A 14424-nucleotide genomic window follows, 5' to 3' on the forward strand; every position below is an offset into this window, starting at 1 on the left:
TGGTTGTCTAGAATCTCCTTCATGCTGTGGCCAATGCCCCAGTTGGTGCGGTACATATGACCTGCAACAATGAAGAGGACGGCTAGCGCCAGGTGGTGGTGAGCCGTATCCGATAGCCAAAGGCCACCGGTCAAGGGGTTCAGACCACCCTTGAAGGTAAGGAAGTCAGAATAGACATTCCAGTTCAGGGTGAAGAACGGCTTTATACCCTCAGCAAAGCTGGGATATAGGTCAGCCATCAGACTCTTATTCAGGATGAACTGGTGGGGCAGGGGAATATCCTGTATGGCCACACCAGCATCCAGCATTTTGTTAATGGGAAGCGCCACGTGGATTTGGTGACCAGCCCAGCTGAGGCAGCCCAGACCGAGCAGGCCCGCCAAGTGGTGGTTCATCATCGATTCCACGTTCTGGAACCACTCCAGCTTGGGAGCGCGCTTGTGGTAGTGAAACCACCCAGCGAACAGCATCAAAGCCGCCATCACCAGCGCCCCAATGGCGGTGCAGTAGAGCTGGAAGCCGTTGGTGAAGCCCGCAGCACGCCAGTACTGAAATAGACCAGATGTAATTTGAATACCGTGGAAACCACCGCCCACGTCGCCATTGAGGATCTCTTGGCCAAAGATGGGCCAAACGACCTGGGCGCTGGGCTTGATGCCCGTGGGGTTGGTCATCCAGGCTTCGTAGTTTGAAAACTTAGCGCCATGGAAGTACATGCCGCTGAGCCAGATAAAGACGACGGCTAGGTGACCGAAGTGCGCACTAAAGATTTTGCGCGAAATGTCTTCTAGGTCACTGGTATGACTATCAAAATCGTGAGCGTCGGCGTGAAGGTTCCAAATCCAAGTGGTGGTTTTGGGTCCCTTAGCTAAGGTCCGATCAAAGTGACCCGGCTTGCCCCACTTCTCGAAGGAAGTAGGTACTGGATCCTTATCTACGATGACCTTGGCTTTCGCCTCCCGCTCCCGCGGGGTAGTTGTCATGGAGACTCTCCTCTCTCTAGACAAAAGCAAATGGAGAATCAATCGCTTTAGGTCGAACTATACCCAAGTGAGCCATGGCCCAAAGGCACAATCGATACTTAGGCGGTGATTGCTCTTGAGCATTATAGTCTCGCGATTTGACGCTTTTTGACTGAGGTTTACAATAATTCAACCTGCGAAAGCCCTTGATTCATGAGGCTTCCAGAATTGCTCTGATCACAAAATTGATCACTGGATCAGGGTTCTATTAACAAAACTCAATAAACACACGGATCGATACCCCCAAATTGGCGATCCCACCCTCTTTCTATTAACTAATGTTAATTATTGATACTCAACCCTTGATCTTTAGCAGGTTGTAGAGACTCTAGAGTTTCCGAAATCCTGAGTGCTGGCGATGTAGCTGGTGGTATGACCACTCAGGAGGCATCCCTATGACCAGCAGTATTTATTTCGGCAACAATAATGTTAAGCGCAGCGTTACATTTGACGCCTCAGCCTGTTACGAAGGGCGCGGCTCGGGTCGGTAGGGAATGAAGACGGCGGAGAATGAGGTTGAGATCGACCTCTATGTATATAGAGCGTGAGAAATAGGTGAGTAAATGCTCCGTACGACTAAGCCTGAAGTGGCGATCGCCATCCTGTACCAAGGCGATCGCTTCCTGCTTCAGCTCCGTGATGACATCCCTACTATTGCCTGGCCTGGCCATTGGGCTTTCTTTGGCGGCCACCTTGAACCGGGCGAAGACCCCGACACGGCGGTATACCGAGAATTAGAGGAAGAAATTGGCTACATTGCGCCCCAGCTATCGCTGTTTGAGCGCGTGGAGGATGAAACCGTGGTGCGCCACGTCTATCACGGGCTGCTGGTGGTGCCGGTGGAGCAGCTGGTGCTGACCGAGGGCTTGGACTTGGGGCTGTGGAGTGTTGATGATATTCATCAGGGCCAGCGGTTCTCATCTCGCGCCCGTGGGGAGCGCCCGTTGGGGCCACCGCACCGGCAAATTTTGCTGTCTTTTCTAGAGCACCGTAGGATAGAACAGGCTATTTAACATAGTGTGTTCCTGCCGCCCATGGCTGACTCGTCTGAACAGCTGGAGCTTTTCTCACCTGAGACGGCGGTGCTGCCCGACTACCGCATTCGGGAGAGCGATCGCGCTCGCCATGTTTCCATCAAAGTGCATCTCAACGGCCAGATCGAGGTCGTGGTACCCCTAGGGTTTGACCAGCACCAGGTACCTGAGCTGCTGTATCGGCGACGCGACTGGCTGTGGCGATCGCGCCAGCGTCTTGCCCACCAGACTGCTGGCCTCACTGACGACCATTTTGAAGAGAAACCGGGGCAGATCGAGGTGCGATCGCGCCATCAAACCTGGCAGGTTAACTATCAACCCGCCACCACCCGCACCCTGGCTATGACCCAGAGCGGCCCCCAAACCTTGCTACTGCGTGGCCCCATCGACAACAGTGCCGCATGTGGCGACCTGCTGCGCCAGTGGCTGAGCCGCAAGGCCCGCGCTGAGTTTGCCCCCTGGCTGCGGGAGCTGAGTTTTGTGATCAACCTGCCCTTTAGCCGCATCTCGATACGCGGACAAAAGACTCGCTGGGCCAGTTGCTCTAGCAACAAAAACATCAGCCTTAACTACAAGCTGCTGTTCTTGCCCCCGGAGTTGGTGCACTACGTCTTCGTTCATGAGCTGTGCCACACCGTGCATATGAATCATTCCGCCGCTTTTTGGCAGCTGGTGGAAGAGAAGCAGCCAGGGCATCAGCGGTTTCGGGATGAGATCCGCGATGGGTGGCAGTACGTTCCCCGCTGGGTCGAAGACTAAAAGATTTTTGTGATCAAAGCTAATCTTCAAGCACCGGGTTGTGTGACAGATATCTGATAAAAGCCAAGTCTGCCGCCGGGGCCATTTCGCTGGCCATAGACCCCCGGCTCCGCGCGTCCTGCGGCCTACGAGAATGGCGTTCCGCCGCCCTTTACCCTACGGAAAGGACTAGCTGATCATCGGTTTAAACCTATGTTCTGAAAATGTGCCTGTGGGCGGCACAACCCCTGAGGTTCCAGACTGTGTTCTAGGCTATCGGCACATATCTAAACAGAAGTTCGATCACTTAACTCAAAATCCAACACTCCCCTACTCTCCCACCCATCCACTCTCCCACCCGTCCACCCTCCTACCCATCCACTCCCTCACTCCCCATGCCCCTTCACCCTCTGCAAACTCCCCACAGTGGCTACCACTGGGATGGCAAAGACAATCGATTCTTCGAAGGTTGGTATTTTCGGCTCACGCTGCCGGAGGCTCGCCAGACCTTTGCTTTTATGTACTCCATTGAAGGCCATGTTGGAGGACAGCCCCACAGCGGCGGCACGGCACAAATTCTAGGTCCGGATGACAGCTACTTTTGGCGCACTTTTCCCGATGTGGGGCAATTTTGGGCTTGGGAAGAGGGTCTGGGGCTAGGCCACTGGCGGGGAAAAACCAACACTCAGCCTCGCCTGCTGTCATCGTCAGAATTTAAGGACCAAATATCAGAGGGCTATCAGGTGACGGCGACCTGGCATCAGGGTTATTTGAATGATCCTGTTCTAGGATCCGTGGCTTGGCAGTATTACACCGAGCCAGTCTATGGCTGGGGTAGCACTGGCCAACCTCAGCAATCCACCGCCGGTCTCCTCTCTAGCCTGCCAATTTTTGAGCCGGGCTGGCAAATTCTCATGGCCCACGGCCACGCCACGGGGTGGATTGAGTGGCAGGGGCAGCGGTATGAGTTCGCCAATGCCCCTACCTATAGCGAGAAAAATTGGGGGCGATCGTTCCCGCAAAAGTGGTTTTGGCTCAACTGCAATGCCTTTGATGGTGTGCCCGACCTCGCCCTCACTGCTGGGGGGGGTCGCCGCCAGGTGCTGACCTGGATGGAGTCGGTAGCGATGGTGGGGATTCACCACAGCGGCAAATTTTACGAGTTTGTGCCCTGGAATGCTCGTGTCACCTGGCACATAACGCCCTGGGGCTACTGGCACATGCAGTGCGAGCGTCCTGACTATGTGGTTGAAGTTACTGGCACTACCGATCTCCCCGGGATTCCACTGCGGGCACCAACCCACGACGGTATGGCCTTCTGCTGTCGCGACACGGCCCTGGGCGACCTCAGCCTCAAGCTCTGGCAGCGGCGGGGTAGTGAGTTGGATCTAATAATCGCCGCCACTAGCACTCAAGCCGGGCTAGAAACCGGCGGCGGCCCCTGGGATGAGCCCTGGGTCAAGGAGTAATGGTGCTGGAATATAGATCCCGATAAGGATTTAGAGTCAGAAGCATTTCTAGCTACCAGGGCAATACCTCTCCATTCGAGTGCCAGAAGGTGCCGGAATTCTCTAGGGTTAGCTCGTCGATGCGGGCCAGCAGTCCTTTGACTGACTCTTCTGGGGTGATGCCGCTATTGGTAAACCCGGTCATGCGGGTCTGCACCAGCCCTGGGTGCAAAATCGCCACGGCGATGCCCCTAGGCTTGAGGTCGTGGGCCAACGATTTGCCCGCCATCGACAGCGCCACCTTCGACATGCGATAGCCGTAGGAGCCGCCGGAGGTATTGTCAGCGATCGACCCCATGCGGCTGGTCATAATTGCCACCTTTGCCCCGTCGCTCAAACTGGGCAGCAGTGCCGCCGTCAGCCGCAGCGGGGCGATCGCATTCACCTCAAACTGCCGTCGAATGCTGTCAAAATCCAGATTGTCTAGGGTGATACGCTCTGCCATGCCAGCATTGTTGATCAGCACATCAATCGCAGTGCCCTTGAGCTGTTGGGCCAGGTCGGCGACGGCAGCCTCGTCGGTGAGGTCAATGCCTGTTTCGAGCGGCACCCTCAGGGCAGTTAACTCATCCGACGGCTGACGGCACACGGCAATGACGCGATCACCCCGCTGCTGAATCTGCCGACAATATTCGTAGCCAATGCCGCGGTTTGCGCCGGTAATCACATAGGTAGCCATAGGGTTAATTCTGAGGGGGGTTAGACGTTGGCGGGCCAAACGGCCAAGGCTGCATCAGCTAAATCAAAAACGTATCACAGAGCTTTAGAAAAACCGTTGCTGAGCGTCTCTCGGGTGGACGGTAGGCTGAGCAGTGCCGGTCGCCAACACAGATAGAGCAATGGACCAAACAAGGGCACTAGGGCGATCGCCCAAACTCTCTCAGGCCGATAGACCCCTCGTCGCTGCATGTCGTCATCAATCAGCGATGTCAGCGGAAAGATCAGCCCCATCAGGCAAAAGTCTAAGGAAATTAGATGCACAAAGGCGTAGCTGCGAAACTGCATCACATAGTCGTTCCAGTTGCCGACCGTAATCGCAATGGTGAACAGCATTAGGGTGGTGAGCAGTAGTGCAACTCCAGTAGAGCGTCGGTCGAGCAGGTCGAGCCAAAAATCTTTTTTACCAGAGAAGGCGGAGTTGCGCTGCCGCACTAGCAAGTAAGGGATCAAACCAATCACCCCAACTAAGTTTGAGACCACAAAAAACGGCCAAGCCGGAAAGGGCTGCACACGCCCATCGGCAAACATTAGGCAGGCGTAGATCATCGGCCAAACTCCCATCATCCAAAAGATGACCATGAGATAGGCATTGATTTCTCCCCACTGCAACGTCACTAGGTTGTAGGCAAAGAACCAGGTGAACGGTTGATCGAGCGGGGCCAGCCAGAGGGTATAGCCCACAAAGCCAATCCAAATCGTCGCCAGCAGCAATCGCCTTACCATACGCCCTCCTCGCCAAATTGGAGCCAGATTTTGATCGTGGAATAGGCCAAGCGCTTTGTGCTCTCTCCAGGAAAGGAATTGAGGTGCAGCAAAAGAACGAAAATAGCAGATCGGAAGATGGAAAACCTGCTCAATAGACTTGAATTTTGACGCTCTAGGCTGTCCCAACCCAGGCTTCACTGGCTATGTTGGGATGCCTTAACGTCAGCGACCTGCAGACAGGGCTGACTAGTCCACGAATTACTCCCTGACTTCACGGAGGGTGACTGCATTGACAGGGGCTCAGAAACCCCCATACTGAATGTCATTGGCTGTACGGCTGCCCTTTTACTGCGTCGAAACTGTGATGATGGCTCCTAGCGATACCCACGTTTATCCGGTGGTGTGGCAAAACGATCACCTAGTGTTGATCGACCAGCGGCAGCTGCCGGAGCGCTACAACATTGTGTCGATTCGCCGCTGCGACGATGTGGTGCGATCGCTCCGCTCTGGCATTGTCCAGGGCGGTTCGGCCATGGGGCTTGCGGCTGCCTACGGCCTTTACCTGGGGGCGATCGAGATTCACACCGACGACCCTATCGCCTTTTGGGAACGGCTGGAGGCGATCGGCGATCAGTTTAAGCAGACCCGGCCCGACAAGGCCCACCTGCAGTGGGCGGTGGATAGAATGCTGGCGGTGGCCCACCACTCTAGCGATGCCATTGAGGTGGTCAGGGGTCAGCTCTTAGCCGAGGCCCAGGCGATGCAGGCAGAGGATTTTAGCCTGTGTCACGCCATCGGCGACTACGGTATTGCAGTGTTGCCCCAAAGCCCGGCCAAGTTAACACTGCTGACCCACTGCAATCACGGGGCGCTGGCGACTTCGGGCTATGGCACGTCGCTGGGCATTATGCGATCGCTGTGGCAAGCGGGCCGCCTAGAACGCATCTACGCCGCCGAAACCCGTCCCACCTTTCAAGGCTCGCGCCTCACCGCCTGGGAATGTGTGCAGGAAGGCATTCCGGTAACTGTAGTAACCGATAGCATGGCGGCTCACTGCATGCAGCGGGGGCTGATCCACGGGGTGCTAGCCGGAGCCGATCGCATTGCCGCTAACGGCGACACCCTCAGCAAAATTGGCACCTACAGCCTGGCCCTGGTGGCCAAGGCCCACGACATTCCCTTTGTGGTAGCGGCCTCGGCATCGACCATTGACCTCACGATCGCCAGTGGAGCAGGGATAGCGATCGTAGAACACCCCCCTGAGGAGATTTACGAACTGGGCGATCGCGTCACGTCTCCCAACGGTGCAGAATTTTACAACCCCGCCTCAGACGTTACTCCAGCTGGTTTAATTACGGCGATCGTGACCGAAAAAGGAGCCTTTGCCTCTCATCAACTGGAGAGAGTTAGCCAGCTTTAGTACCATCTAGATAACTAACTTTTCTTCTCGATTAAAAGCCAGATATCGAATCACCATTATGATTAAGGGCATTATTTGCCCCCGCCCTGTTTTCGTCATCCCTAACCATGCCCATCCCGCGCCCCTCAGCCAATGTGTCTCGGTATTTGCTGACGGTTGTTGCCATTACTGCGGCTGTCTTAGCAGCCCGGTTTTTTATTACCTGGGCAGCGGAGGCATTTTTGCACCCCATTCCCATTTTGGGTGGTTGGCTCAAAAGCCTTGAGATTGTCGAGCTGAGCGTCATTATATTATTTGCTTTTTTGGGCTTTGGGTTGGGGGCCGCCTCGCGGCACCTGGCCGCCAAAACCTCCGTGGCGATTAAGTCTATTGCCCTGGTTGTAGTGCTGCCGCTAGTATTTTTTAGCAGCTACTGGCTGCGGCATCACTTGTGGCTCAGTCAGCTGACTACCGAGTCAGGTCTGTCTCGCCAAGAAATTACGGCGCTGGCCAACCAAGCGCTCTCCAGCGAGGGTGGTAGCCAGGGCTTCTGGGGCTATTACACCACAACGACCCGCATGCCCATTCTGCCTGCCACCGTGGCTGAGCTCAAGCGCATGGTTGAAGACCAAAAGTGGTTTCGCTCCGAGCTTACCCGCTTCAGCGGCATTGAGCCAGGCGTGTTCTCCATGATTTTTGACGGGGCCGGTTGGGGGATTCGGCTGTTTTATATGGTTTTAGCCTTTCTCACCGGCATTATCTACTTCTTTAAGGGACTGGTTTGGGCCGATGCCGCCCGGCTGCGCAAGGTCGCCCAGGGTGCCATAGCCCAGAACAAAGCATGACGGTGCTGACGGTGCGGGTGAAACCCAGCACCAAGCAGCAAAAAGCCACCCATCTCGACAATGGCAGCTGGCTACTCCACCTCAAAGCCCCACCCCAGGATGGCAAGGCCAACCAAGAGCTGATTGTCCTGCTAGCCCAAGCTTTGGGTATTCCCAAAACTCAGGTGCACATCAAGTCGGGACACACCGCCCGCATTAAGCGAGTCGAAATTGATGCGTAGGGCCTGGATGACATGACCTCCCTAGCTGCCGTAATTTTGGCGGGGGGCCGCAGCTCGCGGATGGGGCGCGACAAAGGCCTGATTTCAATCGGTGAAGAAACACTGATTCAGCGCACCTGCCAGATCGCGCTGCAATGTACCGATCGCGTGTCTGTCGTTACCCCCTGGCCCGATCGCTATCGACCTACCTTGCCCAATGCGGTCGGTTTCATTGTAGAAACTCCCAGTCCAGGCCAAGCCGGTACGTTTCAGGGACCGCTGATTGCGTTGATCACAGCCCTCAGCATTCTGCAAGACCGACCAGAGCCGCCCACTTGGGTGCTGGTCTTAGCCTGCGATATGCCCAACCTCTCGGCAGCGGTACTAGCTGCTTGGCGCAATCAATTGGCCAACCTGGAACCACAATACCTGGCTTACTTGCCCAAGCGTCAGCACCGCTGGGAACCGCTGTGCGGGTTTTACCGAGTCGCTGCGCTGGATGCCTTAGAGCAATACGCGGCGACCGGCGGGCGATCGCTGCAAGCCTGGCTCAATCAGCAGGCGATCGCCCCCATCGCCGATATCGATGAAGCTATGTTCGTCAACGTCAACACACCCAGCGAGCTAGCCGAGTGGCAAAAAACCAAAGATTCCTAGCGCTGTCCCACTGTGATTACTCTTCTGGTGGAGACGAATTGTCAGAGCTTTCCGCCTCAGCTTCAGTTGGGGTGTCGGTTTCGGCGGGCACCTCGGCTTGGGGCCAGGGAATGCGGCGATCGGTGGCTAGCAGTCGGGCCATCTCCCGCGCCCCGTAGCGGTTGACATGGCTGGGGTCAGCAAATAGGTGAGACTGCCAGCGCCACTCCTCTAACCGATCCACCAAAGTAAAGGCACCTCGGTTAGCCCAATTCTGCAAAAATCGTTGAAACTGCCGCTCGTAAGGCGTACGCGCCCCGTCTAGGTAGTCGTTGCTGAGGGGCAAGTTCACAAACACCAATGGAATGCCTTGACTCTCCAAAAATTGGGTCATCGCTGCCAAAGATAATGTCTGCACCCCCTCCAGGCGAAAGGCACGGTAGGCATCGTCGTACTGGCCGCGCACCCGAGGAAAGCGGCGGTAATACACCTCTGGGTTGAACTGATCGTTAGCAGCTAAAAAACCTTGGGAATTGATTGGGGTAAGCGGTACCGTTCCGTAGCTTGCAGTGGCTGTTTCAGAAGAAGTTTCTGAAGCGCCATCGGGGGTTTTAGTAGATTCTTCGGCGGCTTCCTCAGACTCTTCAGCGGACTCAGTCCCATCTTCGACTGGTTCAGACACTTCAGCTTCAGCATCCTCGGCGGTTTCAGGGGATACGGCAGTTTCGGCGGACGCCCCGGCGGAATCTTCGGGGGCAGAGGCAGAAGGGGCTTGGGCTTGCAGAGTCAGCTTCGCGCCCTCCTGCACGGCGGCATAGCCTGGAGACGCCACAATTTCGGCAAAGGTGCGGTCAAACCGGCCGCTGTTGAAAGCGCGGGAGCCCTCAGCCCAGACAATTAGCCGAGGGTGCAGGTCGGTGGCCAACAGCTGCCGGGTGACAAAGCTCACCACCTGGGCTGTGGCACCGTTAACGCTAAAGTTGTAAACCCGTAGGCCAGGGTAGCCCTCCACCGCCAGCGCCTGTTGCAGCACCTGGGGGTCAATGCCTTGCAGCGATCGCGAACTGCCTACAATCAGCACATCTGGCGGTCCCTGCGCCGCAACATAGGCCCGGTAGAGGCTGACCTGCTCGTCTAGCACATCGCTGCCTAGGGCTGGGAAAGCGCGGGGCAGCCCCTGCTGATCGGACTTTTGGTAAGCCAGCAGCAAATTTTGCCGATATTCGCGGGCCTTGCGCTGGCTAAAGACATGGCGGGGGTCATCGGCAGGGATAGCTTGCAGTAGGGTTAGCGATCGCCCCCAAGCCCCGGCCACCTGCTGCCATTGGGCAGCGGTCGCCGCAGTCGCCGCTAGCTGACTGGCTCGGTTGGCTTCACCAACGGCCCCATGCCAGGGGTCAGCGGGCACCGCTGCCGCCGCTTCGCCATTGCCAGCCTTAGGCATGCCTTGAGGGCCAGGAGGGCCAATGCAGCAGGAGAGCAGTGTGCCCAACGACAGCGATATCACTAACCCAGCGCGAGAAGTGAAGAGTTTAGTCATGGCTGTTCGAGGGCGTGGTGACGAATGGGAGGTCCTGAAAATAGTGCTGTGCCCCAGCCCCTAATCCCAGTGTAGATTGTGTCGCCGAGTAGACAGCATTCCCCTTGGATCTTCACCTCCATACCCTTGCCCAAAACGGGAAGTGAGAGCCGGTTTCATGCCCCTTTTGAGTTTAGCTATCTGTGTCGGTCGCCAGCGATCGCATTCTCAAACCCCGCATTCAAAATCCAGGTGGCTTTTAGGCGCAACGACAATTGCCTCACGAGCACCACATACCGAGTTCATTCTGCTACCGGCAGGCCGCTAGCTCTGGCGCAAAGGCCAACCAGAGACAGATTTTCATTTCTTGAACACTCTGTAATAGTGTCTTTGTCTCCAGCACTATTTGCGAGGTAACTGGTGGTACCCCTAAAAGACTACAACCCAGGTCAGCGTACGCCCTACGTCACCTACGGGCTGATTGCGCTCAACATAGCCATTTTTGTCTATGAGCTCAGCCTGCCCGCCTACGGATTGACCGATTTTTTCCACAGCTGGGCCTTGGTGCCCGACGAGCTTTCCACCAGCTTCAATACGGAAGTCTCAGTCCCCAACGCTGAAGAATGGGTGACGATATTCACCAGCCAGTTTCTCCACGGTGGCTTTTTGCACGTGGCCGGCAACATGCTCTACCTGTGGATCTTTGGCAACAACGTCGAAGACCAGATGGGGCACGGGCGGTTTTTGGTGTTTTACCTGCTGTGCGGCATGCTGGCTAACTTGGCCCAGTGGTTCTTTGCCATGGGTTCAGAGATTCCGTCTTTGGGGGCGAGCGGCGCGATCGCAGGCGTTATGGGAGCATACATCTTCCGTTTCCCAGAGGTGCGCATTCTCACTCTGGTACCCCTAGGGCCGTTTCCTCTACCGCTAAGAATTCCAGCGTTATTTTACCTGGGCATTTGGTTTGTGCAGCAGGCATTCTATGGCTTCGCCAGCCTTGGGGCTCCGGCCATGATCGGTATGGAGAGCGGCGGCATTGCCTATTGGGCCCACGCCGGCGGCTTTGCCATTGGGGCGTTGGTGGGCCCCGTATTTGGTCTGTTTAGCCAGCCCAGTCTAGAGGTTGGCGCAGAGACACCAAGCGCCGAGTAGTTGCTTAGCGGGGGATAGAAAAGCATCAGTTGGGCAAACTCCGTGAACTTGGCAAAGTCGGCCTTCTCACCCTCTGGCCCAAGGCTCCAACACAGGAAGAGTGCCCCGCCGAGCAACTGCCCCTAAAGCTTCTGCCAAAGCCGAAGGCCACTAAAGACCACAGAAATAATCTTGACTGAGGGATTTCTTCAGCCAGGTAGTCTGCTTGTGGGCATTTAGATATGCAGACAAGCGAAGTGGACTAAAGCGCTTTGCGAATTTCAGGCTGCCGACAGCTTTTGTGGCCAAGGTCGGCATCTATTGCTGCGCTTGCCGCGAGGACAAGAAGTTGTTACATTAGTTTACAAATACGTAACAATTAGCAACGTGTTGAGGTCTTGAGCCGAAAGCGGGTGAGAGATCATCTGCCTGAACGGCAGAACCGGCTGGAGTAGTGTCTGATGGGTAGTAACAGTCCTATGGATTCTCAATCCATCCCCGTAACCATGGGCCAGGTATTAGACCTGTATGCCGCTGGTCGCCGCGATTTTAGCCACCTCGATTTCCACGAAGCATGGATGCCTGGGCTAGAGTTGCCCGGCATCAACTTGAGCCAGGCCAATTTGGTGTCGATCAATTTACATGGGGCTATGCTGGCCGGGGCTAAACTAGGCGGCTGCAATCTGTGGCGCGCCAATTTAGAAAATGCCGATCTGGAAGGTGCCGACCTAGCTCGTGCGGTTTTGATCCGAGCTGAACTCAGCCAGGTTAACCTGACGGGGGCCAACTTGCGCTGTAGCGACTTGCGCCTGGCCACCCTACACTACGGCACACTCATCGGCGCTGACCTACGCAACGCCAACCTCAGCTACGCCGATTTACGCGGTGCTGACCTCACCAACGCCAATTTGCGTGGTGCCGACCTCACCGGTGCCAACCTGCGGAATACGACTCTAGGGCTTGCCAAGCTTGAGGGCACTCGCCTCGATCGCGCTTGGATGGACGAAGCCGAACCACCTCATCCCGAACTGTCCTCTAAGGTTTAGGCTTCTCCTTCGCCTACCCCCTCAGCTCTGTCAGCTAAAGCCTGCCGTAGCTGTCCCTGGTGCTGGGCTAAGCGCTCAGCCGCCGCCTGGGCATCGAGGTTGCCCAGGTGCATCATCAGAGCGAGTTTGACCTGCTGGTTGCTGCGATCGAGTAGGTCAGCGGCAGCCTCACGATCGAGATCGGTTAGGTCGCAGAGAATGCGCAGGGCGCGATCGCGCAGTTTGGTATTGGTCACCGCCACATCGACCATGCGGTTGCCGTAGACCTTGCCCAGGCGCACCATCACTCCCGTCGAGAGAATGTTGAGGGCCATTTTGGTGGCCGTGCCCGCCTTCAGCCGGGTCGAGCCCGCCAGCAGCTCTGGGCCAACCAGCAGACGAATATCAATGTCGGCTTCGGTGGGCACCTGGTCAGCGGGCACGCAGGCCATAAACACGGTGGTGGCACCGCGTTGATTCGCAGCGGCGATCGCCCCTTGGACGTAGGGCGTCGTACCCCCAGCGGTAATGCCCACTACCACATCGTGGGACTGCACGTCGCGCTCGGCGATCGCCGCGGCACCGTCTTCGGCAATATCCTCTAGCCCCTCAGAGCTTTTTACTAGCGCCCCGGATCCCCCGGCAATAATGCCCTGAACTAGCTCGGGCGGGGTGCAAAAAGTGGGTGGGCACTCTGCCGCATCGAGCACCCCTAGGCGACCGCTGGTGCCTGCGCCCACGTAAAACAGTCGCCCCTCCTGGCGCAGCGCCTCGCTAGCGGCATCGATCGCTGCTGCCAGCGCTTCCCTAGCCCCAGCGATCGCGGCCAGGGTACGTTGGTCTTCACCGTTAAACAAATCAACGAGTTCCAGCGCGCTGAGCCGATCGAGTTGGGCGCTGCGGGGGTTGGCTTGCTCGGTCAGCAGGTGGCCGCGATCAGCGGGTTCGGCAGGGTTAGTGAGGGAAGAATTAGCGGTCACAGGCAGCATCCAGAAGGCATATACAATGCCGCCAATGTAAGGGATAGTGGGTCTAGCGCACAAACCGAATGGCGATCGCATAGCGGACGGGCTTGCCCTCGGCGGCTTGAGTCGTCGCCACAATGCAGCTGACGATCTCGATCAGGGCCAGGGGCACCACCAGTAAAAAGCCCACCAAAATAAACATCAGCGCAATGGTCACGATCCAGGCAATGAGCATCGTTAGCTGAAAGTTCAGAGCCGCCTTGGCCTGGCTCTGAACGAAGGCAGCATTGGGATTTGCCCCAGATCCCGCACCTTTAACTAACAGCAGCGCTAGGGGTGCCACCACTCGCCAGGGCAGCAAAAACGAACTTCCCCAAAACAGCGGCCACCCCCCTAGCCACTGGCCACCAACCGCCAGATAGCTCACCAGCGGCACCAAGTGAGTCAGCGCGACTAGGGTCGCGTTTGGCACCCCCCCCCTGTCCTTGTCTGAAGCGGAATGCGCTGGCGGCGTGCTGACAATCGGCGGAGGCACCGATTCCTCAGTCGAAAAATCCTGTGGTAGTGCCATTGACCCAGCGTTCTCCGCGGTAGCAGGCGAACTTGACGCTGCACTGATAGCATCCTCAACCGCTCCAGCCGCCTGAGCATCCGCTGGGTTAAACGCGCCCGTGAGACTGAAGCATTCTTGCCAGTCGGCAGTGTCAGCACCGGTTTGTCGCCCACTGACCCACACGCCATCTATGGGGCAAGTTAACCCCAGACGCATCAGCCCACGGCGAATGTGGGGCACCACCAGGTTTTGAGGGATAGCCGTATCAGCTTCTAAATCGAGGTGGAGCATGGTGCCCCGCCACTGGCCACGAGCGACCACACCAGCGGCCAGAGAGGGAGTCAGTAACTGGGCGATCGCGTGGGCATCGCCCTGGCGGGCTCGGTCAATCAGGGTTGAGGTAGGAGTTGACATTGCTCGTGCC

General features: G+C 56.8%; 15 protein-coding genes. 9 read left to right on the forward strand and 6 right to left on the reverse strand.

Translation table 11 applies throughout. The features are described 5' to 3' along the window. Nucleotides 1-983 (reverse strand): photosystem I psaA/psaB family protein (locus tag NC979_RS04660; RefSeq protein WP_488656483.1); only part of this gene is annotated, 983 nt, incomplete at its 3' end. Between the two features lie 602 nt (nucleotides 984-1585). Between NC979_RS04660 and NC979_RS04665 the strand changes: the two genes are divergently transcribed. The 3 genes from NC979_RS04665 (at nucleotide 1586) to NC979_RS04675 (ending at nucleotide 4263) form a co-directional block, all read left to right on the forward strand. After that, nucleotides 1586-2035, forward strand: a complete 450-nt coding sequence (locus NC979_RS04665) for an NUDIX hydrolase (RefSeq protein WP_190517980.1) — start codon at nucleotides 1586-1588, stop codon at nucleotides 2033-2035. A gap of 21 nt (nucleotides 2036-2056) precedes the next feature. Continuing rightward, nucleotides 2057-2815, forward strand: a complete 759-nt coding sequence (locus NC979_RS04670) for a M48 family metallopeptidase (protein WP_190517982.1) — start codon at nucleotides 2057-2059, stop codon at nucleotides 2813-2815. A 374-nt stretch (nucleotides 2816-3189) separates the two neighbouring features. Further along, nucleotides 3190-4263 (forward strand): tocopherol cyclase family protein, encoded by a 1074-nt coding sequence (locus tag NC979_RS04675; RefSeq protein WP_190517984.1) that lies wholly within the window; start codon nucleotides 3190-3192, stop codon nucleotides 4261-4263. A 52-nt stretch (nucleotides 4264-4315) separates the two neighbouring features. Here the strand turns inward: NC979_RS04675 and NC979_RS04680 are convergent, their stop codons facing one another. Further along, nucleotides 4316-4981 carry an SDR family oxidoreductase gene (locus NC979_RS04680; protein ID WP_190517986.1) on the reverse strand — a complete coding sequence of 222 codons (666 nt, stop codon included), beginning with the start codon at nucleotides 4979-4981 and terminating at the stop codon, nucleotides 4316-4318. A gap of 74 nt (nucleotides 4982-5055) precedes the next feature. Beyond that, nucleotides 5056-5745 carry a DUF2834 domain-containing protein gene (locus NC979_RS04685; protein ID WP_190517989.1) on the reverse strand — a complete coding sequence of 230 codons (690 nt, stop codon included), beginning with the start codon at nucleotides 5743-5745 and terminating at the stop codon, nucleotides 5056-5058. Nucleotides 5746-6046: 301 nt separating this feature from the next. On the opposite strand from NC979_RS04685, the gene mtnA reads away from it, so the two are divergent. From mtnA to NC979_RS04705, 4 genes are all read left to right on the forward strand, one after another. Beyond that, nucleotides 6047-7147 carry an S-methyl-5-thioribose-1-phosphate isomerase gene (mtnA, locus tag NC979_RS04690; protein ID WP_431191015.1) on the forward strand — a complete coding sequence of 367 codons (1101 nt, stop codon included), beginning with the start codon at nucleotides 6047-6049 and terminating at the stop codon, nucleotides 7145-7147. 107 nt (nucleotides 7148-7254) lie between these two features. Beyond that, on the forward strand, nucleotides 7255-7971 hold the full coding sequence (locus tag NC979_RS04695; protein ID WP_190517991.1) for a hypothetical protein: 717 nt from the start codon (nucleotides 7255-7257) through the stop codon (nucleotides 7969-7971). Then, nucleotides 7968-8192, forward strand: coding sequence for a DUF167 domain-containing protein (locus tag NC979_RS04700; protein WP_190517994.1), 225 nt, complete (start codon nucleotides 7968-7970; stop codon nucleotides 8190-8192). The genes NC979_RS04695 and NC979_RS04700 overlap by 4 nt, the downstream gene beginning before the upstream one ends. Before the next feature lie 12 nt (nucleotides 8193-8204). Beyond that, nucleotides 8205-8828, forward strand: coding sequence for a molybdenum cofactor guanylyltransferase (locus NC979_RS04705; protein WP_190517996.1), 624 nt, complete (start codon nucleotides 8205-8207; stop codon nucleotides 8826-8828). A gap of 16 nt (nucleotides 8829-8844) precedes the next feature. Here the strand turns inward: NC979_RS04705 and NC979_RS04710 are convergent, their stop codons facing one another. Beyond that, entirely contained in the window at nucleotides 8845-10347 is a 1503-nt protein-coding gene (locus NC979_RS04710; protein ID WP_190517998.1) for a hypothetical protein, read from the reverse strand. Between the two features lie 399 nt (nucleotides 10348-10746). Here NC979_RS04710 and NC979_RS04715 point away from each other — a divergent pair, with 399 nt between their 5' ends. Together NC979_RS04715 and NC979_RS04720 are read left to right on the forward strand one after the other, a co-directional pair. After that, on the forward strand, nucleotides 10747-11478 hold the full coding sequence (locus tag NC979_RS04715; RefSeq protein WP_190518001.1) for a rhomboid family intramembrane serine protease: 732 nt from the start codon (nucleotides 10747-10749) through the stop codon (nucleotides 11476-11478). A 458-nt stretch (nucleotides 11479-11936) separates the two neighbouring features. Then, entirely contained in the window at nucleotides 11937-12503 is a 567-nt protein-coding gene (locus tag NC979_RS04720) for a pentapeptide repeat-containing protein (RefSeq protein WP_190518003.1), read from the forward strand. Here the strand turns inward: NC979_RS04720 and murQ are convergent. Both murQ and NC979_RS04730 read right to left on the reverse strand, forming a co-directional pair. Further along, nucleotides 12500-13462, reverse strand: a complete 963-nt coding sequence (murQ, locus tag NC979_RS04725) for an N-acetylmuramic acid 6-phosphate etherase (RefSeq protein WP_347403918.1) — start codon at nucleotides 13460-13462, stop codon at nucleotides 12500-12502. The two genes, NC979_RS04720 and murQ, sit on opposite strands and share 4 nt — an antisense overlap. A 52-nt stretch (nucleotides 13463-13514) precedes the next feature. Then, entirely contained in the window at nucleotides 13515-14414 is a 900-nt protein-coding gene (locus NC979_RS04730; protein WP_190518006.1) for a DUF4870 domain-containing protein, read from the reverse strand. Between the last annotated feature and the right edge of the window lie 10 nt (nucleotides 14415-14424).

Origin of the sequence: Leptolyngbya subtilissima AS-A7 (assembly GCF_039962255.1) — a bacterium.
Taxonomy (GTDB): domain Bacteria; phylum Cyanobacteriota; class Cyanobacteriia; order Phormidesmidales; family Phormidesmidaceae; genus Nodosilinea.

What these genes read in the sequence shown, in the direction of transcription:
- NC979_RS04665 (WP_190517980.1), top strand. Translation starts at nt 1,586, where the DNA reads ATGCTCCGTACGACTAAGCCTGAAGTGGCGATCGCCATCCTGTACCAA.
- NC979_RS04670 (WP_190517982.1), top strand. Translation starts at nt 2,057, where the DNA reads ATGGCTGACTCGTCTGAACAGCTGGAGCTTTTCTCACCTGAGACGGCG.
- NC979_RS04675 (WP_190517984.1), top strand. Translation starts at nt 3,190, where the DNA reads ATGCCCCTTCACCCTCTGCAAACTCCCCACAGTGGCTACCACTGGGAT.
- NC979_RS04680 (WP_190517986.1), bottom strand. Translation starts at nt 4,981, where the DNA reads ATGGCTACCTATGTGATTACCGGCGCAAACCGCGGCATTGGCTACGAA.
- NC979_RS04685 (WP_190517989.1), bottom strand. Translation starts at nt 5,745, where the DNA reads ATGGTAAGGCGATTGCTGCTGGCGACGATTTGGATTGGCTTTGTGGGC.
- mtnA (WP_431191015.1), top strand. Translation starts at nt 6,047, where the DNA reads ATGTCATTGGCTGTACGGCTGCCCTTTTACTGCGTCGAAACTGTGATG.
- NC979_RS04695 (WP_190517991.1), top strand. Translation starts at nt 7,255, where the DNA reads ATGCCCATCCCGCGCCCCTCAGCCAATGTGTCTCGGTATTTGCTGACG.
- NC979_RS04700 (WP_190517994.1), top strand. Translation starts at nt 7,968, where the DNA reads ATGACGGTGCTGACGGTGCGGGTGAAACCCAGCACCAAGCAGCAAAAA.
- NC979_RS04705 (WP_190517996.1), top strand. Translation starts at nt 8,205, where the DNA reads ATGACCTCCCTAGCTGCCGTAATTTTGGCGGGGGGCCGCAGCTCGCGG.
- NC979_RS04710 (WP_190517998.1), bottom strand. Translation starts at nt 10,347, where the DNA reads ATGACTAAACTCTTCACTTCTCGCGCTGGGTTAGTGATATCGCTGTCG.
- NC979_RS04720 (WP_190518003.1), top strand. Translation starts at nt 11,937, where the DNA reads ATGGATTCTCAATCCATCCCCGTAACCATGGGCCAGGTATTAGACCTG.
- NC979_RS04730 (WP_190518006.1), bottom strand. Translation starts at nt 14,414, where the DNA reads ATGTCAACTCCTACCTCAACCCTGATTGACCGAGCCCGCCAGGGCGAT.